Here is a 24,618-nt window from a genome sequence, read left to right on the forward strand (position 1 = left end):
CGAACGCTTTGGCATTTATAATAGCTACAGGTTGCGGTAAATCTTTAGCAATTCCCAATCTCCCGGATCCTTCCTCTTCTATTGCTACTCCCTGCAGTTGAATGACCCTGGGCTGTAAATAAATGAATTTTAGGGTTGTAATGGAATCCATTGATAAAATTACTTTATTGTATGCAATGTGTTGAAACACGATGTTGCTTTTTGAATATTGTAAAGGTACTGTAAGAGTAAATTTACCGGCATGATTACTGGTAGTGCCAACTTGAGTACCTTCTACAGTAATGTTAACGCTACTTACTTCTTTATGCGTGTTTTCGTCGCGAATCTGACCGGAAATAATAATATTCTGTAAGTTGACTTTCTGCTTTATTTGAGATAAAGAATTGGAAGTAAGAAGAAAAACAGAACTTATTAAATACAAGAGTGGTAATAATTTAGATCGCATAGCTTACCTCTTCATTAATGATGAGGAACAATCGTCAAATTGATTATAAATCACTTTAAAAATTTTTCCCAAAGGATATCTTGAAACTCTCCTCGCTTGGTTGAATGCACCAATCCCAGGTTACCATACCCCCATCTGTCTACAAAAACAAACTCGACCCCTTTTTCAAGATTAAAATACCGCCAAATCTCATATCGATTGGCAATTGATTCTTGAGGAGTTCGATCAATTTCATCAGGTTCCGAATAGAGCATAAAAACTCTGCCTTGGTCAGATTCCCATCCTTTCTTACCGAATGAGTGATATTTTTGATCCGCAATTTCTCTTCGGATTAGGTAGCCACTTCGACTAATTGGAGGCAAATCCCCCCGTCCATTTACAACATTTTGCCAGAGTTTGAATAAAAATTTACGCTTTGCCTCTATTACATCTAATTTACTAAAGACTTCTTTTTCTTCGTCGGTGGCAAAGTATCTTGAATACTCAAATTCATTATCCAGTTCATCATCGCTCATATTTCTAAAAGCTCCTTTGACCGAAATTGAAGCCAATTGTTTAAATTGGATATGTGGATTATAAATAAAAAAAGTTTTTTCTGTGCTAACCAGTTGATTTTGCTTATCATCGTACAAAGAAAATCTTAAAGAATATTTTCCGGATTCAAATGTGCTAACCGGTGTAGTACTCACTTCCAAGGAACTTTTGGATTTAAATTGACGCTCTTTGCTCATTTGACGAACGGATTTTCCGAAATCATCTAAAATATCGGTTTTAATTAGGTACTTAATATTCGGATTTATATTATAAATTTCTATATAATAGAAGACCACTGGAGCTGTGGATGCACCAAAGATTAAAGATGGATGTGGCAGCACTTCAAGTGAATTTTTATAGAACAAAAGCTCTTTGTCCTGGGAGGATTTTATACTCTTACATAATTCTAAGTCGCTGATTGATAATTCTGTGCCAAAGTTACTTATGTTTAGTTCCATATCTAAACTATCTCGCCTGGAATTATCTAAAGAATCTATCGCTAATATCTCCAAAACATAATTTCCGTTCGGAATGACATAGCCATTTTGTGTTGTAAATGGAAAATCATACCAAACATCACTGGTGTCTTTTTCGGATATTGCCAGTAAAGTTCTTTCATTGACAATGTATTCTTTCGAATCTTTTCCCCGGATTTTCGTGGCTAACTTTATACCGGCTTCATATTTACCGTTCATGAAATTATAGGTTAATTGTTTTGGTAGAAAGCCAAAATACACTTCCAAATATCCCGTTTGATCATCGTAATAATATCTTGAATAATCCACGTTAAGTATCAGTGGAGCTTTGGGTGCGACAGTTTGTGCAGAAAGAATTGCAGCAAAAAAACTCGTGAAACAAAATAATAACAGTATTTTTCTGGGAATCATTGGGTTACATATCCTTCTTTGAATTTAGAAAATAATAAGCTATAACCAATTTACATGAACACCTCATTTTCACATCATAATAAAAACTAATGGTAGAAGTTAATAAATATTCTTCCGGTAATTCATATTAAAATTAAACTCCGGGAAAATATGTAGTCAAGTACATATATTGATTTATATTCTAACTTAACAAGACCCTAATTTGAAATTATATTCGCCAGTAGCTTATAGGCTCCTTCATGGATATTCATCAATTGCGGATAAATTGCCAGATCGATATATGTGGTTTTACCTTTTCCCCTGGTCTTGGTTAAAATTAATGGATTCTCATCCCGGTTTGTTTTTAATGGTATTGAATATCCCATAGAATTATCTACATTTACTGAATTATAAGCTGTTAAAAATAACCAATTCCCCCAATCTTGTGGGCTTAACTCGTTGGGATTGTTAACAAAAGGATGGCTGTCATCTAATTCAAATATAACGGATTCATCGTATTGCCATGCCGGTGTAAGTTCCACACCCTCTATCCATTGATGTTTATTCCAGATATCCGCTTCTTGCCTGAAGTATATCAAATGTCCGCCGTTATCTGCAAACCGCTCCAATTCACTTTTACTATTTTTAAGGTTTTCTTTAAAGGTTGTGGCGAGTCTATCGACAATGACAACATCTAATTCATTTATTTGTTCATATAAATTACCTTTAAGTGTAAGTTTAATTGCCGGTACACCTAATCTCCTTAACGCCGGAAAAATCGGACTATTGAGAACCCCCTCAATAACACCAATTTTTTTATTTCTATCCATTTTAAAATCAAAATTACGAACAGCGAAGTTACCAATATTAAATCCTCTAATGTCGATCGGGATTATATAATTACCAGGCTCCTGATTTCCTTTCCAAATTAACGTTAAAGTATCTAAATAAACTGATCCTTTTTGATTTAATCTAAATAAACCGGGTGTGGACTCTACTAATTCATGCTCTACTTTAACCGTATCTTTCGTGCCATCGCGAGAATGGTTGGTAAACTTAAGCACAAGCTTTTCATTTGGAACCATCATTACAATAGGCGTTAAAATTTCTGTAGAAAATTTTGGTGCATAATAAAAATACATTTTAGACCTGTGGATAAAACTTTTTTCTTTCGTTAACCCTTCATGCAAAACAAATAAGAACACAGGTTGTCTTATTTTTGCCGAATTAAGTCCATATTTAGCTTGCGGGGTTGTCAGAGTGAGTTGTTTTGGCGATAATAAGCGGTAAGAATCACCCGGCCTATATTTAAATTTTTTCTCGAAGCCTTCATTAATCACCCATTTACTACCTAAACCGCCAAAATAAACTGTTGTCTCTCCCTCTTCTTCTATTCCCGTTACATCGTTAATAGTTACGTATGTTAATTGTACCATAGTTAAGGTGTCTTCACTAACCGTGTAATTAACCGCTACACCTAGCAGCGAACACCGCAATTCTTCCAATGATTTTTTCCAATGCAGGAGGGTTCGTTGATCTTTCTTGGAATATTCAAATCGGCGCTGAATTTTAAAAGTAACAGAATCCAAAGCAGCTACAACATTTTTAAGCGCTTCTTCTTTTGTTTCCGCCTTAAGATTTTGTTTTAATTGGCTAACCACCTTAGCAATCTCGTTCAGTCGATGACTATATCGTGCTGGCATTTCTGCATCAATTTTTTTTGAATCCGAATTAAATGGAAATAGTATTGAATATCTCGAACCCCTTTGTTCAGACCATTTATTTTTTTGCACGGCCAGGGATTGATATTTTTCACCAGCCTCTTCCCCAATAGTAACATATCTTTTCCCACTGATTGAATGGTGGGAGCGGATTGGTAATAAATCTCCATTGCCGGCCATCTGTTCTTCAAGAACTTTATAAGGTGACCAATTTTCTCCCATATTTTTTCCTTGATTTGAATCCATTTCATGAAGGATCGTCAGCAAATCGTTTTTAAAAACAGCCCAACGCAAACTCTCCTCTCCCCATTTCCAATCTTTAGCAAACAAAATGATGTCCGGTTTAAATACATTAATCAAAACCCTGAGCTTCTCCATCACTTTATGTTTTGACCATTTTTCCCGGATTTTTAACGTATCCCGGGCCGCGGCAATATCCGGTAAATTCAGGAAATGAACATCCCCGTCAAGGTATTCCAGAGCATCTCCTGCTTCAGTACGCCGGGTTGCAGCGATGTAATCCGGATATTCGTTCCAACTATCGCTTACGCCCGTTTCCCCGTTGGTAAGATATGCGCTTAGAATATTTGCACCTTTCTCTAACCGGTAATATGCCAGGGCGGCGAGATCTTCATGCCCTGGTTCTATAGCAAGAGATAAAACATTCAAATTACTATTTAACTCATTTAATCTCTGTCGAACAGCATCCTTTCCGAGCTCAGGAAAATAGTTGGAAGTCGCTTTTTTTCCGCATGAAATAATAAAGCTTGTCGAAAACAATAACAATCCTAGAAAAGTATAAATATGTTTAAAACTTTTATGCATTTTATCCTTTCAATTTTTCAGATAGTAAATATGAAATAATTATTGAAAACAAAATCCTAGCTATTTAGCCATTAGCTATTTGCTGTTGGCCCTTAGCTTGCTGATGAGATTGTTTATCATTTTTGTTCTATGTTCAACTGACCCATAATCACTTAACTATCATTTGTAGGGGTTATAGATACCTTCTTGCCAAATATTCAGAGTTCTTAAAATTTTTCACTTAATTTTTCCGACGAAATATAATATCAAGCTTACACTATAAAATTTTGATGATTTAATATGCTTTTCACTTGATGATATGTAAATTTACAAAGATTGGCTCCATAAAAAAAGGCTGCCCGTGTGGGCAGCCTTTTTACATTCATACTTAATCGATTATTATTTTTACTAAAAATCCAATCTCAACGAAAACATTGAATTGTTATTAAAAAAATCGACAGATCGATAAGCATAATCTACTGTAACATCAACACCGGAAGTGAAGTATGTTAGACCAAAACCGAAGGTTGGGCCGAATATTTGTTCATCCAATTCACCTTTGTCCAGCAAATTGACACCACCACGGCCTGCAACGGATAATTGTGTACCAACATTATACACAACCTCACCACCAAATTTATAGCTATCCAGTGCCAGGTTGTTGTTGGCATACAGCGAATTTACAGTATAACTCAATTCTTCGCCGAGGGAAGCTCCATAGGACAAACCGATTTCGACGGAAGTCGGTAATTCCCAATCTGAAGTTTCACTCTTATAAAACTGAGCAGGTCTACGTCCGTCTGCGGCAACTGCGGTCCGTAACAAACCCGGACCGTCGAATTCTATTTGCGGACCTACATTTTTCAACACAACACCGAGATCCAAACCTTCAAATCCGGCGACGCCATGATATTGAATTCCGGCGTCAATCGCATAGCCTGAGCCAGCTACGCGATGTATATTTTCACTAATCAGTTTTAACGTAAAACCGGCTGTAATAGCATCAGTAAATGACCGGCCATAACTAATGCCAAAGATTGTGAAAGCAGGTGAATAGGTTCTTCCTGCAAACCCTTCGGGATCATCGGTCGTTGTTAGTGGTATATCACCAAAATCCAGGGATTTGATACTAATAGCCACAGTTCCAAAAGTACCGAATTTTAGAGCAACAGCTCCATAGTTTACCTTGATATCGGCGATATAGGACATCGAACTGAATAGCCCTTGTGCATTTGTATCACCCAGTCGGCTAAGTCCGCCAATGTTCCAGTGAATTGCGTCTATACCTGACGAGGTGGCAATACCGGAACCACTCATGGCCATATCACGTGCACCGACCGGAATCAAAAGTTCCGCTCCGGCAGCAGTTCCAATTCTAGCATTTTTTATATCCTGTGCGAAAACGTTGCTTACCAAAACAACGACCAACGCACAGACTCTAAAAAGATTAAGGATGTATTTATTCATTATTATTTCTCCTTGTTATTTACCTAGTTTGAGCCCAGCGTTAGTTAGAATGTTTCAAGAATTTCACCTTCTTGAATGATTCCCAGCTTCAATATTTTTGTTACGCCGACTCCGGCCATTTCGATGTGGGCGATATACATACCGCTGGCTACAGGAAGATTGCTGAAGTTCAACAAATCCCAGCGCTCAAATTGCCCGCTTTCATGATCAATTGTACGAACCAACTGACCGGCAAGGTTAAAAATACGAATTGTCGCAGCTGTCGGAAGATTATTAAATGTTACGAACCTGGACAATCGATTTATTTCTTGTGGGTTAAAGGCAAAATAAGGATTCGGGAAAACACCAACTTTTTGGGCGCTTACTTTTTCAAGCTCAAGACTTTTATCCGGAAGTGGCGCCGTAAAAGTGAATTTATCATTTGGAGTATTGGGCCTGTTGGCGATAATCCGCATCCAAAAATCACTGAGTTGGTATGGACGGCTACGGCTTTGTGGCCATAAGGCGTATACGACATCAGAAGTAGTGCCATCATTCGCATCATCATATAATCCCGGGTTGTAGTCGCTCGCCATAAAGAAGGTATATTCACGACCGCCAACCCCCCCGCCCGTTGCCTCACCTGCTGCAATTGGATTCCAGATGCCGTCTGCCAGGCCGTCGTTAGCATCTTCAACAAAGTTGATATTGACCCGACGCGGATTGTCGATATCGCTAATGTCAAAAGCCTGCATTGGCATCCAACCCAGTGCGGATTCGGCCACATAACCAAGATCGCGGCGATAAACCGTACCTTGTGACCAACCGGTCTCTTCGGACATGGTCGGATTGCTGGTCCAACGAATGTCCATATCAATTAAATCAAGGGGTCCAAGGTTGCTGCCGAAGAAATTGGCGCCTATATCAAGTCCGCCGAAAAACCAAGCACCGCCCCAGTCAACACCGGAAACCCATCTTTCTCCACCCGGTCCGCCGTCGCTCGCTCCAACAGATCGATCAACACTGCCAATCCCTGGCGATGGTGAAAAGACCTTTATGAACAAACCATCATAGATGTCATAGTTCTCATCACCGGTTTGGTTGGATTCATCACTAGTAAGAATTGTACTTCCCCTTTTCAACGTCCACGAGGTTTCCCCGGTTGCGACATTAACTGCTACAAATGAAACCTCATATAAACCACCCGTGCTAGCAGCTGGATCAACCACCAACGGCTCCACAAATCCGAAGCTACCACCCGCTGCATGAGTAACCTCGAGTATTTCTCCAAAATCTGTTTGATAATTAGTACCAAATGGGACTTTTGGAACTACCGTTATGACTTGGGGAGGGGATTCAAGAGAAGCAGGCAAAAATCCAGGAACCTGAGCTACACTGTACGCAGTAACGGCAATATAGTATTCCTCACCATTATTCAATTTATCAACATCTTTGATATGATCACGATTCAGCTCAAAAAAACGCTGAATGCCGCTGTTTGATCCAAATTGCACTGCTTTCTCTAATATTTGTCCTGATTCAAGATCGAAGGTTTGATCCAAAACGACAGCAGGATCGCTTTTTAAATCAACGGTAAAAACACGTTTCGCATCGCTAAGAGAAGAAGATGGTGAAACCAGTTGGTAAAAGTTGTACCCTTCAAACTTAAAACTACCCGGTTCATTGATTTTATCTTCTATGTTCGAAACTGATACCAGGTCACTGCCCCACTCGATTGTCACCCTGCCATCCAATTCCGTAGTTACAACAGAAGGAGATGCCGGCGCACTTGGAACTTGAAATAGAGCGTCATAGGTATTTTGTGCAAAACGGTCATTAAATTTCATAACCGCTACACTGGATAATCGATCCGAACCTAATCCAGCGACAAATGCGACCACGACTTCTTGTACATCACCTGGCGCCATTTGAAATGGGCCCGAAATGATCAATAATCGTCTATCTCCGGGTACGAAGGAATAATTAAAACCCTGTCCATCGATGTGACCGGTTTGGGTTACAGGATCGCCGGCAAGGGGAAATTGCCCGGCTGTTACACCTGGGGGGTGGTTGTAGCGTACGTCAGCTCCGTCAAGAGGTGCAAATCCTCTTAACATTTTATACCATTGAATGGTATTGGTAGCATAACCACCTCCTGGGTCTGAGTACGGACTTCCCGCAGAGAAGTATGAAAAACCGGTCATACCCAAGTTTTTGATATCAGGAACTATCTTTAAATTAAAGATACCTGAACCACCTGGATCCGGAACTGCAGGTCCCTGTAAATAGTCATAACCACCGGATGGAGGAGGTAAATTAAATTTCCTGAAATCAGTATCGATAGCATTACCATTATACACGAAACCCAAATTTAAAGTAGTGTCAGTCCCTACAAGGTCGTCTGAAAACGATCCTAAGTCAGGATCGGACCATTGGCAGACATACATACTATCCAGATAAAAGCTGCCCAGGGTTCCATTTGCATCAATCTCAATACCGCCTTTATTGATCAATGTCCATTTGCGGAAAAAGATGTTGCCGAGAGCGTCTGTGCGCTTATAGGCCCACATCGTCATTTGTATTTCCAAACCGGTTGGCTCGGAACCAAATCGACCGGTAGATCGGGCACGATCAAGATCGTTGAACACAGTCCACATTACCTGGTCGGCAGGTGAATCAGGATCTGCGCCGGCAATACCGGGCTCATCATAGCCCATAGCAATGAGATCATCCACTACAAAACCGGCTGGCGGCGGATCATAAACACCATTGCCATTGCGATCGATGTAGGGTGCGCCGAATTGAACCGGCCAATTATTCCAGCTCCATGCATACTCATCCAGTACTTTCTGATTTTGAGCATCAGTAACAGAGCTACTGGCAATCTCATTTGATTCTGCCGTATCCCGGGTCAGCTCATCACTAAAACTGCCATCCAGATTCCTAGCCATTTCTTTCCAATCCCGGCGGATTCTGAAGATACGAGAAAGCGGGTCATCCTGGTCTGCCCTTACCGCGGTTGCACCTTCACCGATAATGCGGCCTTCGAATGTACCAGTTCCATATGTAGCGCCGCCAACGCGGATGGTTTGGCCGAATGGCGCGGGTTGGGTATGATCGGCATCCAGGTATGCCTGGGAACCCCATACCAATCCATCCTGGTAGATGATAAAGCTGGTGCCACGGGGGAAAAATGTACCATTATCGCCAGTGGGCGAATGGTTTGCGTGACCATCTTCTCTGTGCCATGCCCAGAGGTTATTGATATTGAGGAGTTGGTAACGTTCCGGCTGGTAGGCATTGGTTTTGGAAAGGAAATCCCTATTATCCTTATTATCCTTCCCTTTATCTTCCAGCCCTTTCTTTGCAAAGGCCGACGTACCGAAAACCATGCCAAACAGCAAAAACGCTGCGGCAAGTATTCGGATTATGATTTTAAATCTATTCATATTAATCTCCATTGGTTTGATAAACTTTGTGTTGTATTGACTCTAGCAAAACCAATTCTCATTGAAATTCCAAAGAGATACCAAAACGAAGAACCCTGGGATTGCTCCAAAGATCAACACCGGAAGCCCTGATATAGGACCAACGATTATCCAGGTTGATGGCACGATAGAAATTTTCGTAATTCTCAAGTGCGACGTATTGTGTCGCCAGTGAGCTCTTTAACCAACCGTCGTCATCATCGGTACCGGTGGACTCGTATACATTAATGATATTCCTGGTATTTAAAAGATTTAGGACATTTGCATAGAGTCGTACGTTCAGGTTACTGAAATACAACATCTTGTCGACATTCAGATCAATGTTAAAATTCCATGGAGTTACAGAAGTATTGATGGGTTCGACAGGATTTCGGCCTCTCGGGTCTTGTGTGGCACGAGTACCGACATTCCATGGATTTGCCTGGCCCAAGTTATGGGGTTCGGCAACCAGGGTATAATTGTGGCCGCTGTTGAAGGTTAACAACGTATTAACGCCAAGTCCTTCGAGGAGACTGCCGCCATCACCCTTTGCAAAACGGTAATCCAACATAACCGTTCCGCGATGGGTCTGGTTATGATCCAAGGCATAAATAAGTGTAGGATAGCTTGAAATGGTTGCATCGCTGACTGCAACTCTTGTGGACCTTGAATCGGAGCCGGTACCACGAGTACTGGAAAGTGTATAATTAATACGGGCTGCCAATCTCTGGGTGCGGCGTAATTCCAGGGTCATTTCCAAGCCCTTGGATGTTCCGAAATCATTGTTAATCCAACCGACTAGAATCGGGGTATCTGCTTCAAGATTACCGGTTCCATCTGTAAGAATCCGGTCCCTTCGCAGCAGGTTCTCCTGGTCTTTATAAAAGGTAGTAAGCGTGAAGGCAAAGGATTGGGTTAATGCTTGCCGGATGCCCAATTCAAACTGATCGGTCCTTTCCGGCTCGGCGGTAAAACCGACATACTGGCCGAAGAAACCATACAATGAACGTGTTTCCGGAAGCACATCTCTACTTAGGTTACGGATACCACCACGATAAAGATCATTCAGGTTCGGCGCCTGTACATAGCGGCCTAATTGGGCATAGAATACGGTACGATCCGTTACCGGAAATGCGAAGTTAACTCGCGGCAGCACATAGGTATATGGATCCGTTTCAATCAATTGACTTTCATCAATCCATTCCAGACCTTCAAGCTTAACAGGATTTTCGACATCATTGGGCATTAAGAGCTTGAGATCATATTTTTCATAACGCAGGCCAAAATTGACGATCAAATCGCGATACTCAAATTTTGTCTGAACGTATGCAGAACCGATAAATGGCTTGCGCGGACCCGCCGGGCCATCATTAATCTCATTCACACCATCGAGATCCCAGCCATAACGATCGATTGACCCGGTTCTACCCTTGCCTAAGAGTGATTTTCTTTCGTCTTCGCTGGCGAATGTTTGGGTAATATCTCCATTTATACCAAACATAAACGTGTTCCATTGTGCAATATTGCCAACGCTGAATAAACGCATACTCCAGGCATCAAAACGACCGCCTGCTTTTAACTCAATATTTCTTGTCGCTTGCGTGGTAAAATCAAAAGAACCGCCAATGCTGGTCTGGTCATTTTTTTGATAGCTATTGAGGAAATCATTGGGAGGCACAAACCTAAAATTAAGTATGGTACTATAATCCGGCGGACCCTGGAATACGCCCAACCATTCGCTAACATCATTACCCGCGGCTTGCCAGACACGCCTGTCGGCATATTTCTGCCAATCGTCACCGAATTGCTCATCAACTTGTCTAAAAGTTCTTTTTGACCAGCTAGCGGAAACATCATAAAAAGTAGTCGGACTAAGGAGATGGGTTGCCCGCAAACTAACAAGTCCTCTCTTCCAGGTATTGTCAAAAAAACGATTTCTGAAAATACTGCTCAGAGATCCAATGGAGCTGATACCACTGGGTTGATTTTGATGTCGATAACTTCCGGTTAACCTGAATTTTATGGAATTGGAAAAATTATACATCACCGTACTGTTTAAAGAGAGAATTTTGGCCTCATTTTCCGGCAGGAAATTTCTTTCAAACGTAACCGGACCGGGCAATGGGGTCCCAGCTGTACGGCCTTCGAGACCATCATCAACCAAATCAGTAAAACTGAATGGTTCGATAAATTGAAGGTTGCGATTTCTCCTATAATTATACTGCCCCGCAACAAAGTAGCGTAATTTTGAACCTAAGGGACCACCGAGTGTGGCCACAACGTTATGATACCCTTGCGAGGTTGTTCCCAGGAATTCGTCGCCGCCAGCGGCAAAATCATCCGTCCGGTAATCGATTGTAGCTTTCATACTGCTGCCACCGGAACGAACGGTTGTATTTACAATGCCTGAGTTGGCGCCGCCAAATTCCGCCGTAAAACCACCTGCCTGCATCTGAATTTCTTCGATGGCTTCCTGAATAACAGATAGGTTTTCTGAATTAAACAGTGGGTTGGTGGCAGATGCGCCATCAATAAAATAAGCGATTTCGCCCCCTCGTCCGCCACGAATGTGTAAAATACCATCCTGCTGTACTGTTCCGGAATTTAATGCAATGATATTTTGCAGGCCACGAATCGGTAGATTTTCAATATCTTCCTGTGTGGTCAGACGGATAGTATTGGTGGTGTTCCTTTGTATGATGGGCCGTTCGGCAACAATTTCCAACGCCTCCACTTGAATTGCAGATTGATTCAATCCGAAATCCAATGTGGTTGTTTGGTTTGAACTTACACGGATATTAGAGATGGCTTCCGCTTGATATCCGATGAAGTTCGCCCGAACAGTAAAAACACCCACAGGAACGGCTAAAATAACATATACACCGTTTAAGTCTGCAGAGGCGCCAATCGTCGTTCCTTCTATGGTAATGTTTGCGCCAGGAAGCGGATCACCCGTAGCCTTATCCGTTACAATGCCGCGCACTTTACCAGTTTGCGCCAACATTAATCCTGGTATTAATAGGGCTAGTACCAGGATTCCAATTATTTTTACATATGTTTTGTTCATGAATGAACCTCCCGTTTAGTTATTTTATTTTTTTCTGAAACCCCTAACGGTAGCGAAACATAATTCTGCCCCACCACCTCCTTTCTTTATTTGAGGGTTAATAGTTACGACTTGTAGCAAATATTTTCGCAATACACCACCTCCTTATTTCATTTAATAAATTCGCATGTTTGTAAAGAAGACATAGATTGCCATAGAATACTGTACTCATAGTTTTTATAGTGGAATACACTTTTGTAAAATATACATGCAAACGGAAAGAAGTTTTAATGATAAATTCATCTGAGGATTGTAGTAACAAATTATATTAAATTACCTCCGAACGGTTTTATAATAATGGCTAATATATGCTTTTTTAAAAAAAATGTCAATAAAAAAATTGCGGAAATGAAACATTCAAACTTTATTGCCGTATAGGTTTATTTTTTTGAATATGAGAAACTAACAACTCTATTTAAATTATTCCAATTTATTTTCGCTTTGATTATCTTTTTTGTTTGGTAGCGATATATCAGAATTTCAGAATTTAAATACTTTTAACCTAAAGTGCTATAAATTAATTGTAAAATCATAAATAAATACGCAAGAAAACTTGAATTCTAAATTTAATTTTTATTAACATTTCCTTTAAATTAAATTTAAGTATGTAATATCCGCCTTAAAAAGAGTAAGTTAACAGCTCTTTAATTTCGTTTAAACCACAGCAAACCATCATCAAACGATCCAACCCCAAAGCGATCCCAGCGGCCGGTGGCATACCAGCTTTCAAACTCTCGATGAAATCTAAATCTATGGGAACTTGACTTCGTTTCATTACCTGCCTCTGTTTTTGTTCTTTCCGCAATCTTTCTAACTGTTCGTCCGGATCATTCAATTCAGTGAAGCCATTGGCAAGTTCAATGCCGTCGATGTATAATTCAAACCTCTCCACAAAATCAGGATCGTCCTCTTTCCTTTTGGCCATGGAAGCCATCCACAAGGGATAATCTTTGATAATTATCGGTAAATCTTTTCCCAACTCAGGTTCTACAAGATTTATATATAATAGGAAAAATAAATCGTCAATCGGCCAGCTTTTGTCACCATCAAAAATTCCATTTTTTCGAATACTTTTTAAAAGCTCCTCCTGATCTTTCTCTTTGATCCTTCTTAAATCTAAACCACATTTTGACATCATGATGGTAGTTAATGATCTGATTTGCCAGTCCCTAGCAAGTAAATCGTCACTGCGCCACAAATGGGACCATTCAGGTTTTAACCGATTCTTGAGAAAATAGACCAACTCTTTACAATCATCCATCAGCGTTGTGTAGTCTTCATAAGCCCGGTACCATTCCAACATAGTAAACTCCGGGCTATGAATTTCTGTGTTTTCATTATTGCGGAATACATGGCCTAAAAAAAATATCTTTTCAAAACCAGCCACCAGCATTTTTTTCATGGCAAATTCCGGCGAGGTGTGAAGATAAAACTGCTTTAACTCACCTTCAGGTTTTTTTAAATGTGTTGTGAATGGTTCAATATGAGGTTCCATACCGGCGGCGGGCACAAGAGTAGCCGCATCCATTTCAACAAAACCCTGCTGCAAAAAGAAATCCCGGCTTGTATGCAAAAAAGCGCTGCGAAACCGAAGAATTTCTTGCTGATGCCGATTGTTTAATAATTCCCGCCATCGGGAATGACTACGCTCTTCTTTATTAACTTTTGAAACTTGACCGGGAACCAGTTTAGTAAAAGAACCAACAAGGAAAATATTTTTGGAATCCAAATAACCGGAAGCCTGCACAATATCGCCCTCACCAATATTAGTCTGATTTTCCTTGAACTGTAAGTCGATTTCACCGCTTTCATCACTAAGGATACCCCGCTTCTCCAAATCGTTTAATTCGAGCAACCGGCCACATAAAAATAGTTCGTGATCTTTATTATATTTTGAAACATCAGCTATACTGCAGGTTTTCTTAAATTTTGATGGATAATAATTCAATGCGGAATTCGGATTGTGGATTGCGGAATTTATTTTTCTGTTTCCCATGGTTTACTGCTTCACATGATGCTTACAATTTGAAATCAGTATTCCGAAATCCAAAATCAAAAATCCCAATTCAATGCGGAATTCGGATTGTAGATTGCCGAATTTATTTTTCTGTTTCCCATGAGTTTAGTGCTTTACATTATGCTTACAATTTGAAATCAGTATTCCGAAATCCGAAATCAAAAATCCCAATTCATTTAGTGGGCTTCGAGCCAGTTGGCACCGGTTCCTACATCCGCTTTAATCGGAACCTTTAATTCCAGGGCTGATTCCATACAGTCAATCACTAGGACTTTAATTTCATCGACTTCTGAATCCGGAACTTCAAAAACCAGTTCATCATGCACTTGCATGATCATCATACCCTGCAATTTTCTTTTTTTGAACTCATCATGAATTCGTATCATAGCAATTTTAATAAGGTCGGCAGCAGTACCCTGGATGGGAGTATTGATGGCCGTTCGTTCGGCAAAGCTTCGTACCTGGTGGTTTTTAGCATTAATTTCCGGCAAATAGCGTCGACGCTTCATCAAAGTGGAAACAAAACCATTTTTTTTAGCTTCCTCGATGATCTGGTCCATGAATAATTTTACGTTAGGGAATTGTGTGAAATAGTTTTCGATAAAGTCACCCGCTTCCTCAAATGAAATACCCAGTCTATTTGATAATCCGAATTTTCCCATTCCATACATAATGCCAAAATTAATTTCCTTCGCTTTACGCCGATGATCCTGGGTAATTTCATCGAGTGGAATTCCAAGTACTTTAGATGCGGTGGATGAATGAATATCCAGGTTGTTCTTAAATGCATCCATTAAATTTTCATCGCCGGATAAATGCGCCATAATCCGTAATTCGATTTGGGAATAATCCGCATCGAGAATAGTGTAACCGGGTTTTGCCGGGATAAATGCTTTTCGAATTTCTCGGCCCAACTCCGTACGAATGGGTATGTTTTGTAAATTCGGATCGGTACTGGACAATCTACCTGTTACCGCGACAGTTTGATTGTACGATGTATGCAATCTGCCAGTATAAGGATTAATCAATTTCGGCAACGCATCCACATAGGTTGATTTCAGCTTAGCCAACTGCCGATATTCCAAAATCATTTTAGGCATGCCGTGGGTTTTGGCCAAGGTTTCCAGAACCGAAACATCCGTTGAATAACCGGTTTTGTTTTTCCTTGAAGTGGGTAATTGCATTTTTTCGAAAAGTATGGTGCCAAGCTGTGAAGGGGAATTAATATTAAATTCCTGACCCGCTTCATAGTAGATCTTTTCTTCCAGTTGCAGTAGATCACTCTTTAATTTTATGGACAATTTACGAAGCAATGTTTGATCCAATGAAACGCCATTCCATTCTACCTGCTTCAAAACTGTAATTAAAGGGATTTCTACTTCTTGAAATAAGTCAACCATTTCCGATGTTTTAATCTTGGGTTCGAAAATATTTCTAAGTCGTAAGGTCATATCGGCATCTTCACAAGCATAAAAAGTCAGCTTATCCAGGGGAACTTCTCTCATCGTGATTTGTTTTTTCCCTTTGCCAATCAATGCATCCGTGGGTTGTTTTTTATAATTCAGATGCTCCATGGCCAGGCTATCTATATTATGTTGACGTCCGGACGGATCTAACAAATACGAAGCGACCATTGTGTCGAAATCGACCCCGTTTACCAGAACATCGTAACGTGATAGAACCAGCATATCATATTTAATGTTATGACCACATTTTTTGATTTGGGGATTTTCCAAAATCGGTTTTAATGAGGGGAGAACGTTATTCAATGGTAATCCAATAGACTCACTCACTCGATCCGAGAAATCAAATTGAGGAGTTTGGTCAAATTTATTAACGGCTAGTTCCGTATTACTTACCGGGATATAGAACGCTTCTTCCTCCTGCCAGCTGAATGAAAATCCAACCAGCTCTGCCATCATGGGGTCAGCGCTTGTAGTTTCCAGATCGAACACAAAAGTACTCTGTTCTGATAAATGATCAAAAAATTTTTGAAACGCTTCCTGATCTTCAATTGCTTTGTACTCTTGCTTAAGTGTTGTACCGGTTTTTTCAAATCTCTCTACCATGACTCTAAACTCTAATTCTCTAAACAATGAGACCAGTTTCAGAGAGTCCGGTTCGCGAACCAGTAAATCGTCTAACTGATATTCAATCGGCACCTGATCGTCTAAGGTGACCAATTGATAAGCCAGTTTCGCACTTTCAATGTTTTCTCGAATAATTTTTTGATAACGTTGGCTGGAAACCTGTTCCAAATTTGAAAATAAATTATCGACTGAACCAAATTCCTGTATCAATTTTGCCGCTGTTTTTTTACCGATACCCGGAACGCCAGGAATATTATCTGATGAATCTCCCATTAAGCTGAGAATATCCCGGATTTGTGAAGGATCAACCTGCCACTTATCTTTAACCCAGGATGGATTTACGATCTCAGGTTGGTCGGAACCTCTGCCTGGTTTCCAAACAGAAATAGCGGACGAAACCATTTGTAGAAGATCTTTATCATTGGTGACAAGAAAGGAATGATAGCCGGCCTTCGCAGCCTGTTGTGCAACTGTTGCCATAACATCATCCGCTTCAAAACCATGTTCTTCAAGAATGGGGATATTAAATCCCTCAATCACTTTTCTGATAAGAGGTATTTGAGCGTACATGTCCTCCGGCATTTTCTCTCGGGTGGCCTTGTATTCTTTATAAGCCAGGTGACGAAAGGTTGGCTCGGGGGTGTCGAAAGCGACTGCAATTGCATCCGGTTTTTCCTGATCCAGAATCATCATTAATGTATTGGTAAAAGCAAAAACCGCAGATGTATTTTCACCTTTTGAGGTGGTCAAGGGTCGCCCGGAAAACGCATAATAGGAGCGATAAGCGAGGTAGTAACCATCTAACAAAAATAATTTCTTTGGGGGCATGATACCAATTTCCTATGAAGCAATTTACTGAATAAGTTAATTTCCACGACTATTTATTAAAGTATCCTCAAAAGTACACTCGCTGCATTTTCTTTTTTTGACAGGATTTACAGGATCGAAAAATATATCCAAACTTCTACTAAAATCATGTTTATTTTGTTGATCCTGTCCAAAATATCTATTCAAAAATACTACTCACAAGTTAAAGTACTAACTTAAAATGAATCTTAATCCAGTACTTTTGCACTACCTCCCCTCCTCGAATCGCCTACGCTAACGCCCGAAGTGCTAAGTGCGTTCACACCACCAAAGTAAATATCCTTTACGGACCACACGTTTGTTTCCCAATGATTCGCCAATTCTTTTGTGGCTTTTTTATCAAAACCCGCCTCCATTTGGATAGATGTGCCATCCCAATGGATTCTGGGCGCTTCTACAGCTTCTGAAATACTCATGTCAAAATCAATAAAATTGCTTAACACTTGCAGCAGTGCGGTTTTAATTCGTTTACTTCCGCCGCTTCCCAAAACCAGTTTAGGTACATTTTCCTGGAACAGTATTGACGGCGACATCATCGAGGAAATACGAAACCCGGCAGGACTTGAATGAAATCCACCCGGATGCAAATCATCTTCTCCTAGCATATTGTTGAGCATAATCCCAGAACCCGGAACCACATAACCCGATCCCTCACCATTTGATATGGACATACTTGCAAAATTATTCTGGGAATCACAAACACTTATATGTGTTGTTCCACCTGAAGCGATTCGAATTCGTTTAATATTTTCAGGAGATAATTCATCTGATATCCAGGTTCCGTTGTCCATGCTTTCCATTTTATATCGTTCCGCTTCCTTAAAAACAGTTGATAGGAATGCTAAATGTCTTGCTGAACCAAATGGAATTTTTTCTAACGAGTTGACCTGTAAAAGTCTCAACAAAATAGAAATCAGCGATCCACCAAAGGAGGGTGGAGGGTTTGTCAACAACCTGCAATTCCGATATTGAATTTCTAACGGTTTACGCTCCATGACTTGATAAGTAGTCAGATCCTCTTTCGTGATCAATCCATTGTTTTCATTACAATCTGTAACGATCTGCTTTGCCAGCTTCCCATGGTAAAACTCTCTAACCCCTGAAGATGGCAACCATTCTAGAAAATTAGCCAGCTCTGAATTTTTATAAAGATCGCCTTCTTGAAGGAATTTGCCGTTTGGCTCATATAATTTTCTACCTCCAGGCAACAATGTCATAATTGGATGTAATAATTTCAAAAAATAACTTTGACTTTTATTTAATAAAACACCATTTCGAGCAAGCTCTACAGCAGGGGTGATGACCTCTTCCAGAGGCAAGCAACCAAGTTTTTCATGTACGTGAATAAAGCCTTTAAGCGTTCCAGGCACAGCAATAGAACCATAACCAACGTTGAAGTCCTGCTGTGAACTAGGAAACTTGACTTTAATAGGCACAAAATGTGGCTCTAAATCTACAACCTGTTGTCCAAGTCCTGGTGTGTCAGTAAAGAAATCAAACAAGATTTCCTGTTCATCAAAGGTTCTTGCCAGGAGAAAACCACCACCGCCCAGACTTGCCAGAACCGGTTCGGCAACAGTTGCTGCAAATCCTGCCGCTATGGCTGCATCAAATGCATTTCCACCAGACTCAAGCATATCACAGGCTGCTTGAGTTACGGCCGGATGACCTGTAGCGATAATTCCTTTCAATAGTCTATATCCATTTGGAAATTTTTGTTATAACCTGCTGTGTTTGACTAATGGAACTTTTAAATAAGCATTGCGGAAATAAGTGCTTTCTTCAATGCATAAATAAGACGAACATTATCAAAATTGAAATCACAAATCATTCAAATTACAAATAGCAAATAAATTCCAAGTTCTAATAACCAATTACAAAAAGAAGTCTATTAACCAATTTTATTCCAGGAAATTTGAAATATAATATGGTTAATAGGAATTTATTTGTTGTTTGGGATTTGTAATTTGGTGCTTTACTCGTTTCTTGTTCATTCTTTTTTTATCCACTCCAATAAATGGGTCACCATATTTTTTGAAATTGCTAGGACACGGTCTTCCTGATGAATTTTAGAACATACAAAATATTACATTACAACCATAAATCAACAATTTGCTAAAAGTTTATTAACCTGATCTATTCATAAACCTTATCACAGTCATGCAGAATGGATCTATTTAGCCCTTTATTCTAAATTTGCTTTTGAGCTTTTTCGATCATATCAAACAAGATCCCGTCACTCGACGGGATGACAACTAAGAGGGATTTATGCTTAAAACTGCAATTCATGAATTATCCAGGTTAAGCATTTACAATTGAAACAGTTCTTTATTATTCATATAATAACTAGGTTATAATTTATAAGATGTAAGTTACGACTTTACAACACGATACATTACTTATACAAAAATTATATTAATAGGAGTATTTTATGGAATCCAACCCAAAGCCCCAGCAAATAAATGTAGAATTAGGTGAAAAAGAAGCTGAAGGAATTTACTCAAATCTCGTTATGATCAGCCATTCCTCTGCCGAATGCATAATGGATTTCACCCGCATGCTGCCTGGCACTCCCAAAGCCAAAGTATTTGCACGTATTATCATGACACCTCAGCATGTAAAATCTTTTTTACATGCATTGCAAGACAATATAAAAAAGTATGAAAAACAATTCGGCGAGATCAAACTTCACGGAAACGACAAGCAGAAATCACAAGGATTTCAGTCTGATTCAAATAACAATAACAACAAGGATATATCATCGTAGGGCTGATTTTTTTTAATGAAAAAGATTTTCATTTTTGTGGTATTTTTTTTTCTATTCGAAATTACGTGGGCACAAACCACCAAAAGCACATTGGGGATTTCCATAGGACAATGGCAACCAAACCAGATCAACACTGAATCCCCTTCATCTGTTTTCAGTGGAACCGCCGATTCAACTCCTTTTTATTCATTGTACCTGTCCAGGCATATTTTCGGGGATATTGAAGTGCATATTTTAATCGGGTATTGGGCACATTTTTTTGACCGAGATATCGATCCTTTCACATTGCGCATTTTACCGATCCAAATAGGTGTGAAGCAAACCTTAATTGATGATTCCAGTATTTCTCCATACGTTATTTATGGCGGCGGGCTGTTATTTGCAAATACAATAAAAGGAGAACAAATCCAAAAATCAGGACCTGGTAAGCTAACAAAAACAGGCTTCGAAATCTTTCTATTGACTGGAATCCAGGTAGACCTTATTGGCCCGATAGGTTTAAACCTGAATTTTGGCTATGTTGTCGCCAATATGCCGGAGTCCCTGGGTGTCGGGGTAAATTACTCCGGATTGCGCGCTACGATTGGGGTGAATTATTCTTATTGAAAAGTCAGAGCTGATATATACAAAAAAATGACTTTATTGATTTTTGATATACACACTTAACGTTCGTTTCTACTTTCCTCAATACCTGCGCCATCTGCTAACCCTCGAAAGTTTTGATAATTCAGAAGCCATTTTCATTCATCTGCAACCATTTTTCTGTTAAAGTTGTCACTATCTTTACTGCGCAAATTTTTATGAAAATTGATCAATAATTGAGGAAGAAAATTTATGAAACGAAAATTAATAAAAATCCTTACTCGTACTGCAGTTGTCTTTTCTGTTTTGGTGGCTGTGTTTATTGTCCTGGTCGTCTGGCCCCTTCCAACTCCTGCTCCCCTAATCCAAGCTTCCGGTCCTGTAGCAATTACGAATGTTAGTATTATTAATCCGGGCGATAACGCACTTCTTTCCGGGCAAACTGTTCTAATCGAAAAGGGACGAATCAAAAAGGTGGGTTCAAACGATTTATTCATCATTCCCCAAAACGCAGAGCGAATAGACGGCAATGGTAAATTCTTGATTCCCGGGTTGTGGGATATGCATGCTCACATGGGTTCCGAATTGGCGCCCCAACTCACATTGCCGCTATTTATTGCAGCCGGGGTAACCAATATTCGTGATCTCGGCGGATATGCCAGCCTTGAACAAAAGAAGGATTGGAATAAACAAGCTATTGCCGGGAACATAATCGGGCCACGGATAATGGGGCAAGCAAGTGTTTTCGTTTTCAGCTTAGAGACTGAAACCGAGGCAAGAAAATTAGTCGATAATTTCGTAGTTGGAAATGGCGATTTTTTCAAAGTGTATAATGGCGTTCTGCCGGATCCGTATTTTGCTCTTTTGAAGGAAGCCAACGCAAAAGGGATTCCGGTCTTGGGGCACAAACCCCGGGCAGTGAGCGCAATTGATGCTGCAAATTACGGACACAAAAGTTTCGAGCATGCCCGGCTTTTCCTGTTTGAATGTTATCCCGGCGCCCAGAAACTACGGGAGCGCTATCTGGCCAGGTATACCGGTGTTGATACTCTCAACGGCAGTATTGAAACCACCGCCATGCGACGGGAGATGATCGACAACCATGATCCCAAGCTCTTCAACGAATTAGCAGCCGTGATGGTCGAAAATAGCACCTGGTTTTGCCCGACACATATCACACGAAAAATGGATGCGTTTGCTGATAATGAAGAATACCGTCAGGACATGCGCTTAAAATACATTCCCTTTTTAAAAAAATTAGAATGGAAAATGGACGCGAACGGGATGATCGACCGGGATTCCTCACCCCGAGGACGAAAAGCATTTATGGATTTTTACCTGAAAGGTCTTGAGTTAACCGGCAAAGCTCATGACGCAGGTGTGAAAATTCTTGCCGGTACCGATGCCAATGATACCTATTGCTTTCCGGGACTCGGAATTCATGACGAATTGCAGGAGCTTGTTAAAGCCGGCCTGACTCCGATGGAAGCACTCAAAACAGCCACAGTCAACCCGGCAGCCTATTTTGACTTGTCAGCAAATTACGGTTCCCTTGCAGAAGGAAAAGTTGCCGATATGGTACTTCTAGACGCAAATCCATTGGACGATATCTCAAATACAAGTAAAATCAATGCAGTTATTTTTAATGGTAATATCTATCCTCGCAAAAAACTCGATAATTTGCTGGAATATGTTGAAAAAAACGCTTCGAATTTGTCTATAGCGTGTAAACTACTTTGGAAAGATTTGAGTGATTAGGAATTGGATACTGGATACTGGATACAAGAAGTTAGAAAAATAAATAATAGAGCTTTTTCGAAAAAAGACTATATTTGATAACTAAAAATAATAAAAATTTAAGAATCCCCAAAATGAATAAACTATTGGAACATAATCTTCCACATATTTGAGCAGGCAATGAAAATACAAGAGAAGATTGCCCCTAGACACATTTCCAAACCAGCAGAAAAATCAACAAAGACGACTTCCAAAGTCGAATAACAATATTCCTTTTCCTGATCTGAGTAATAATTTAGTTCTGTTCATAATATCTTCTAAGGAAAATAAGATGTTGTGCTGTTATAGAAGTCCCACCTCAAACCACTCCCAATTCTTTCCCAATCTCGCCAAACTTCTCAGCGCCAAAATCTAAATCCTCTCGGGAATGACTGGCTGAGATCATCACACGAATTCTGGCTTTGCCATGCGCTACCGTTGGAAATCCAATGGATTGTGCAAAGACGCCTTCATCAAAAAGCCGGCTACTAAAATTTGAAGCTACTTTTGCATCACCAATCATAACCGGCGTGATCGGGGTGTCGCTAAAGCCAAGGTCGAAACCCTGGTCTGTCATTTTGTTTTTGAAATAATTTGCATTGTCCCAGAGTCTTTTGACCAAATCACCGGATGCTTGCAGAATTTCGACACCTGCGATGCAGGCAGCAACATCCGGCGGCGTTACTGCGCTTGAAAATAAGAACGGCCTGGCTTTTTGATGCAGATAATCCATAATAATTCTTTTACCGGCTACATATCCGCCAACCGCACCAAATGCTTTGGACATGGTGCCTAATTCGATATCCACCCGGCCACTCAAGCCAAAATGATCCACAATACCACGGCCGGCATTACCAAGGACTCCTTCCCCATGGGCATCATCTACCATGGTGATAAGATCAAATTCTTCTGCGACTGTTATCAATTTATCAAGAGGAGCGATATCACCATCCATACTAAAAACACCATCGGTGATCATCATTTTCCTACCCGCGTGGTCTCGGTTCTCTTCTAATTTCTCGCGCAATGATTCCGGACTGCAATGGTCATAGCGAATGGTCTTGGCCCGGGACAAACGGCAGCCATCGATGATTGAAGCATGGTTCAATTCATCGGAGAAAATGAGGTCATTTTTTCCGACCAGGGCAGGAATAGTCGCCAAATTAGCACAAAATCCGGATTGAAAGGAAATCGCCGCCTCGACACCTTTGAATTTAGCTAAAATATCTTCAAGCGTTTTATGAAGAACCATGGTTCCGGCTATGGTTCTTACCGCAGCCGGTCCAACGCCAAAATTATCTATGGCATTTTTAGCGGCATTCCGAAGGGTTTCATTATTGGCAAAGCCAAGATAATTATTCGAACACAGATTCAGAACTTTTTTATTATCTACTTTAATCCAGGCGCCCTGGGCGCTGCCAATTGTACGGATGTTTATAAACAAACCTTGCGCTTTGGCCTGGTCAAGTTCTTCGGAAATGAAATCTAGTTTAGACATTTACAATGACTCCTATAGAAAAAATAACCACAGAGGCACAAAGACACAGAGCCTAAGCTAATATGACCTGTGACTTGGTGATTTTGTGAAAAATTCTGCATCAAATTATAGTGATGAATTAATCCGGCGGGTAAAGCACAATCTTTCCACAAGTACCTTTTTCCATCAAATGAATTCCTTTTTCAAAATCACTTAACGGAAATTTGTGGGTAATTACAGGATCCAAATTCAATTGGCCAGATTTGAGAAGCTGAGTCGTCTTGTTCCAGGTAGCAAAAATTTTTCTCCCTGTAATTCCTACCAGCCGGATGCCTTTCAGGATGATCTGCCGGTTCAAATCCACCGGGACTTTTTTCTCACGGTAAAGCCCCAATAATGATGCAAATCCTCCCGGCGTTAAGGCTTCCAAACCCTGGGCAAACGCCTTTGCATTGCCGGACATTTCAATCAATATCTCGACGCCGGCACCCCGGGTTGAATCCATAATAATTTCAATTACATCTACTTTTCCCGGATTCATTATTTGAGTGGCTCCCATTTTGAGAGCCAATTCCAACCTGTAGTCATTGATGTCGGTCGCAAATATTTCCGAGGCGCCGGCCGCTTTCGCAACCCCGCATCTTCGGCCAGAG

Annotated in this window: 14 protein-coding genes; 3 read left to right on the top strand and 11 right to left on the bottom strand. The window is 40.4% G+C overall.

Annotated features, from left to right (window positions below; all coding sequences use genetic code 11):
* The 9 genes from IIC38_12185 to IIC38_12225 form a co-directional block, all read right to left on the bottom strand.
* A partial coding sequence (locus tag IIC38_12185; protein MCH8126706.1) for a carboxypeptidase-like regulatory domain-containing protein occupies window positions 1–445 on the bottom strand: 445 nt, incomplete at its 3' end.
* Between the two features lie 50 nt (window positions 446–495).
* Entirely contained in the window at window positions 496–1,866 is a 1,371-nt protein-coding gene (locus IIC38_12190; protein ID MCH8126707.1) for a GWxTD domain-containing protein, read from the bottom strand.
* Window positions 1,867–2,063: 197 nt separating this feature from the next.
* Window positions 2,064–4,391 carry a PIG-L family deacetylase gene (locus IIC38_12195; protein MCH8126708.1) on the bottom strand — a complete coding sequence of 776 codons (2,328 nt, stop codon included), beginning with the start codon at window positions 4,389–4,391 and terminating at the stop codon, window positions 2,064–2,066.
* A 387-nt stretch (window positions 4,392–4,778) separates the two neighbouring features.
* Window positions 4,779–5,837 (bottom strand): PorV/PorQ family protein, encoded by a 1,059-nt coding sequence (locus IIC38_12200; protein ID MCH8126709.1) that lies wholly within the window; start codon window positions 5,835–5,837, stop codon window positions 4,779–4,781.
* Window positions 5,838–5,881: 44 nt separating this feature from the next.
* Complete coding sequence (locus IIC38_12205; GenBank protein MCH8126710.1) at window positions 5,882–9,265, bottom strand: T9SS type A sorting domain-containing protein; 3,384 nt, start codon at window positions 9,263–9,265, stop codon at window positions 5,882–5,884.
* A 58-nt stretch (window positions 9,266–9,323) separates the two neighbouring features.
* Entirely contained in the window at window positions 9,324–12,350 is a 3,027-nt protein-coding gene (locus IIC38_12210) for a carboxypeptidase-like regulatory domain-containing protein (GenBank protein MCH8126711.1), read from the bottom strand.
* A gap of 658 nt (window positions 12,351–13,008) precedes the next feature.
* Complete coding sequence (genX, locus tag IIC38_12215; GenBank protein MCH8126712.1) at window positions 13,009–14,385, bottom strand: EF-P lysine aminoacylase GenX; 1,377 nt, start codon at window positions 14,383–14,385, stop codon at window positions 13,009–13,011.
* A gap of 197 nt (window positions 14,386–14,582) precedes the next feature.
* Window positions 14,583–17,324, bottom strand: coding sequence for a DNA polymerase I (gene polA / locus IIC38_12220; protein ID MCH8126713.1), 2,742 nt, complete (start codon window positions 17,322–17,324; stop codon window positions 14,583–14,585).
* Between the two features lie 227 nt (window positions 17,325–17,551).
* The gene (locus IIC38_12225; protein ID MCH8126714.1) at window positions 17,552–19,054 is read right to left on the bottom strand and encodes a gamma-glutamyltransferase; all 1,503 of its coding nucleotides are present in this window, start codon (window positions 19,052–19,054) and stop codon (window positions 17,552–17,554) included.
* Between the two features lie 740 nt (window positions 19,055–19,794).
* On the opposite strand from IIC38_12225, the gene IIC38_12230 reads away from it, so the two are divergent.
* The 3 genes from IIC38_12230 (at window position 19,795) to IIC38_12240 (ending at window position 22,470) form a co-directional block, all read left to right on the top strand.
* On the top strand, window positions 19,795–20,130 hold the full coding sequence (locus tag IIC38_12230; protein ID MCH8126715.1) for a DUF3467 domain-containing protein: 336 nt from the start codon (window positions 19,795–19,797) through the stop codon (window positions 20,128–20,130).
* Window positions 20,131–20,145: 15 nt separating this feature from the next.
* A complete protein-coding gene (locus tag IIC38_12235) occupies window positions 20,146–20,736 on the top strand; it encodes a hypothetical protein (protein ID MCH8126716.1) in 591 nt (196 codons plus the stop codon).
* A 228-nt stretch (window positions 20,737–20,964) separates the two neighbouring features.
* On the top strand, window positions 20,965–22,470 hold the full coding sequence (locus IIC38_12240) for an amidohydrolase family protein (GenBank protein MCH8126717.1): 1,506 nt from the start codon (window positions 20,965–20,967) through the stop codon (window positions 22,468–22,470).
* A gap of 337 nt (window positions 22,471–22,807) precedes the next feature.
* On the opposite strand, the gene IIC38_12245 is transcribed toward IIC38_12240, so the two are convergent.
* Together IIC38_12245 and IIC38_12250 are read right to left on the bottom strand one after the other, a co-directional pair.
* Window positions 22,808–23,986 (bottom strand): glycine C-acetyltransferase, encoded by a 1,179-nt coding sequence (locus IIC38_12245; GenBank protein MCH8126718.1) that lies wholly within the window; start codon window positions 23,984–23,986, stop codon window positions 22,808–22,810.
* Between the two features lie 118 nt (window positions 23,987–24,104).
* The coding region (locus IIC38_12250) for a zinc-binding dehydrogenase (GenBank protein MCH8126719.1) at window positions 24,105–24,618 on the bottom strand (514 nt) is incomplete at its 5' end.

This window comes from candidate division KSB1 bacterium (assembly GCA_022566355.1).
Classification (GTDB): domain Bacteria; phylum Zhuqueibacterota; class JdFR-76; order JdFR-76; family DREG01; genus JADFJB01.

Coding starts and splice junctions, on each gene's coding strand:
- IIC38_12210 (MCH8126711.1), bottom strand. CDS start 12,350: ATGAACAAAACATATGTAAAAATAATTGGAATCCTGGTACTAGCCCTA.
- IIC38_12240 (MCH8126717.1), top strand. CDS start 20,965: ATGAAACGAAAATTAATAAAAATCCTTACTCGTACTGCAGTTGTCTTT.
- IIC38_12195 (MCH8126708.1), bottom strand. CDS start 4,391: ATGCATAAAAGTTTTAAACATATTTATACTTTTCTAGGATTGTTATTG.
- IIC38_12205 (MCH8126710.1), bottom strand. CDS start 9,265: ATGAATAGATTTAAAATCATAATCCGAATACTTGCCGCAGCGTTTTTG.
- IIC38_12230 (MCH8126715.1), top strand. CDS start 19,795: ATGGAATCCAACCCAAAGCCCCAGCAAATAAATGTAGAATTAGGTGAA.
- polA (MCH8126713.1), bottom strand. CDS start 17,324: ATGCCCCCAAAGAAATTATTTTTGTTAGATGGTTACTACCTCGCTTAT.
- IIC38_12200 (MCH8126709.1), bottom strand. CDS start 5,837: ATGAATAAATACATCCTTAATCTTTTTAGAGTCTGTGCGTTGGTCGTT.
- IIC38_12235 (MCH8126716.1), top strand. CDS start 20,146: ATGAAAAAGATTTTCATTTTTGTGGTATTTTTTTTTCTATTCGAAATT.
- IIC38_12245 (MCH8126718.1), bottom strand. CDS start 23,986: ATGTCTAAACTAGATTTCATTTCCGAAGAACTTGACCAGGCCAAAGCG.
- IIC38_12190 (MCH8126707.1), bottom strand. CDS start 1,866: ATGATTCCCAGAAAAATACTGTTATTATTTTGTTTCACGAGTTTTTTT.
- genX (MCH8126712.1), bottom strand. CDS start 14,385: ATGGGAAACAGAAAAATAAATTCCGCAATCCACAATCCGAATTCCGCA.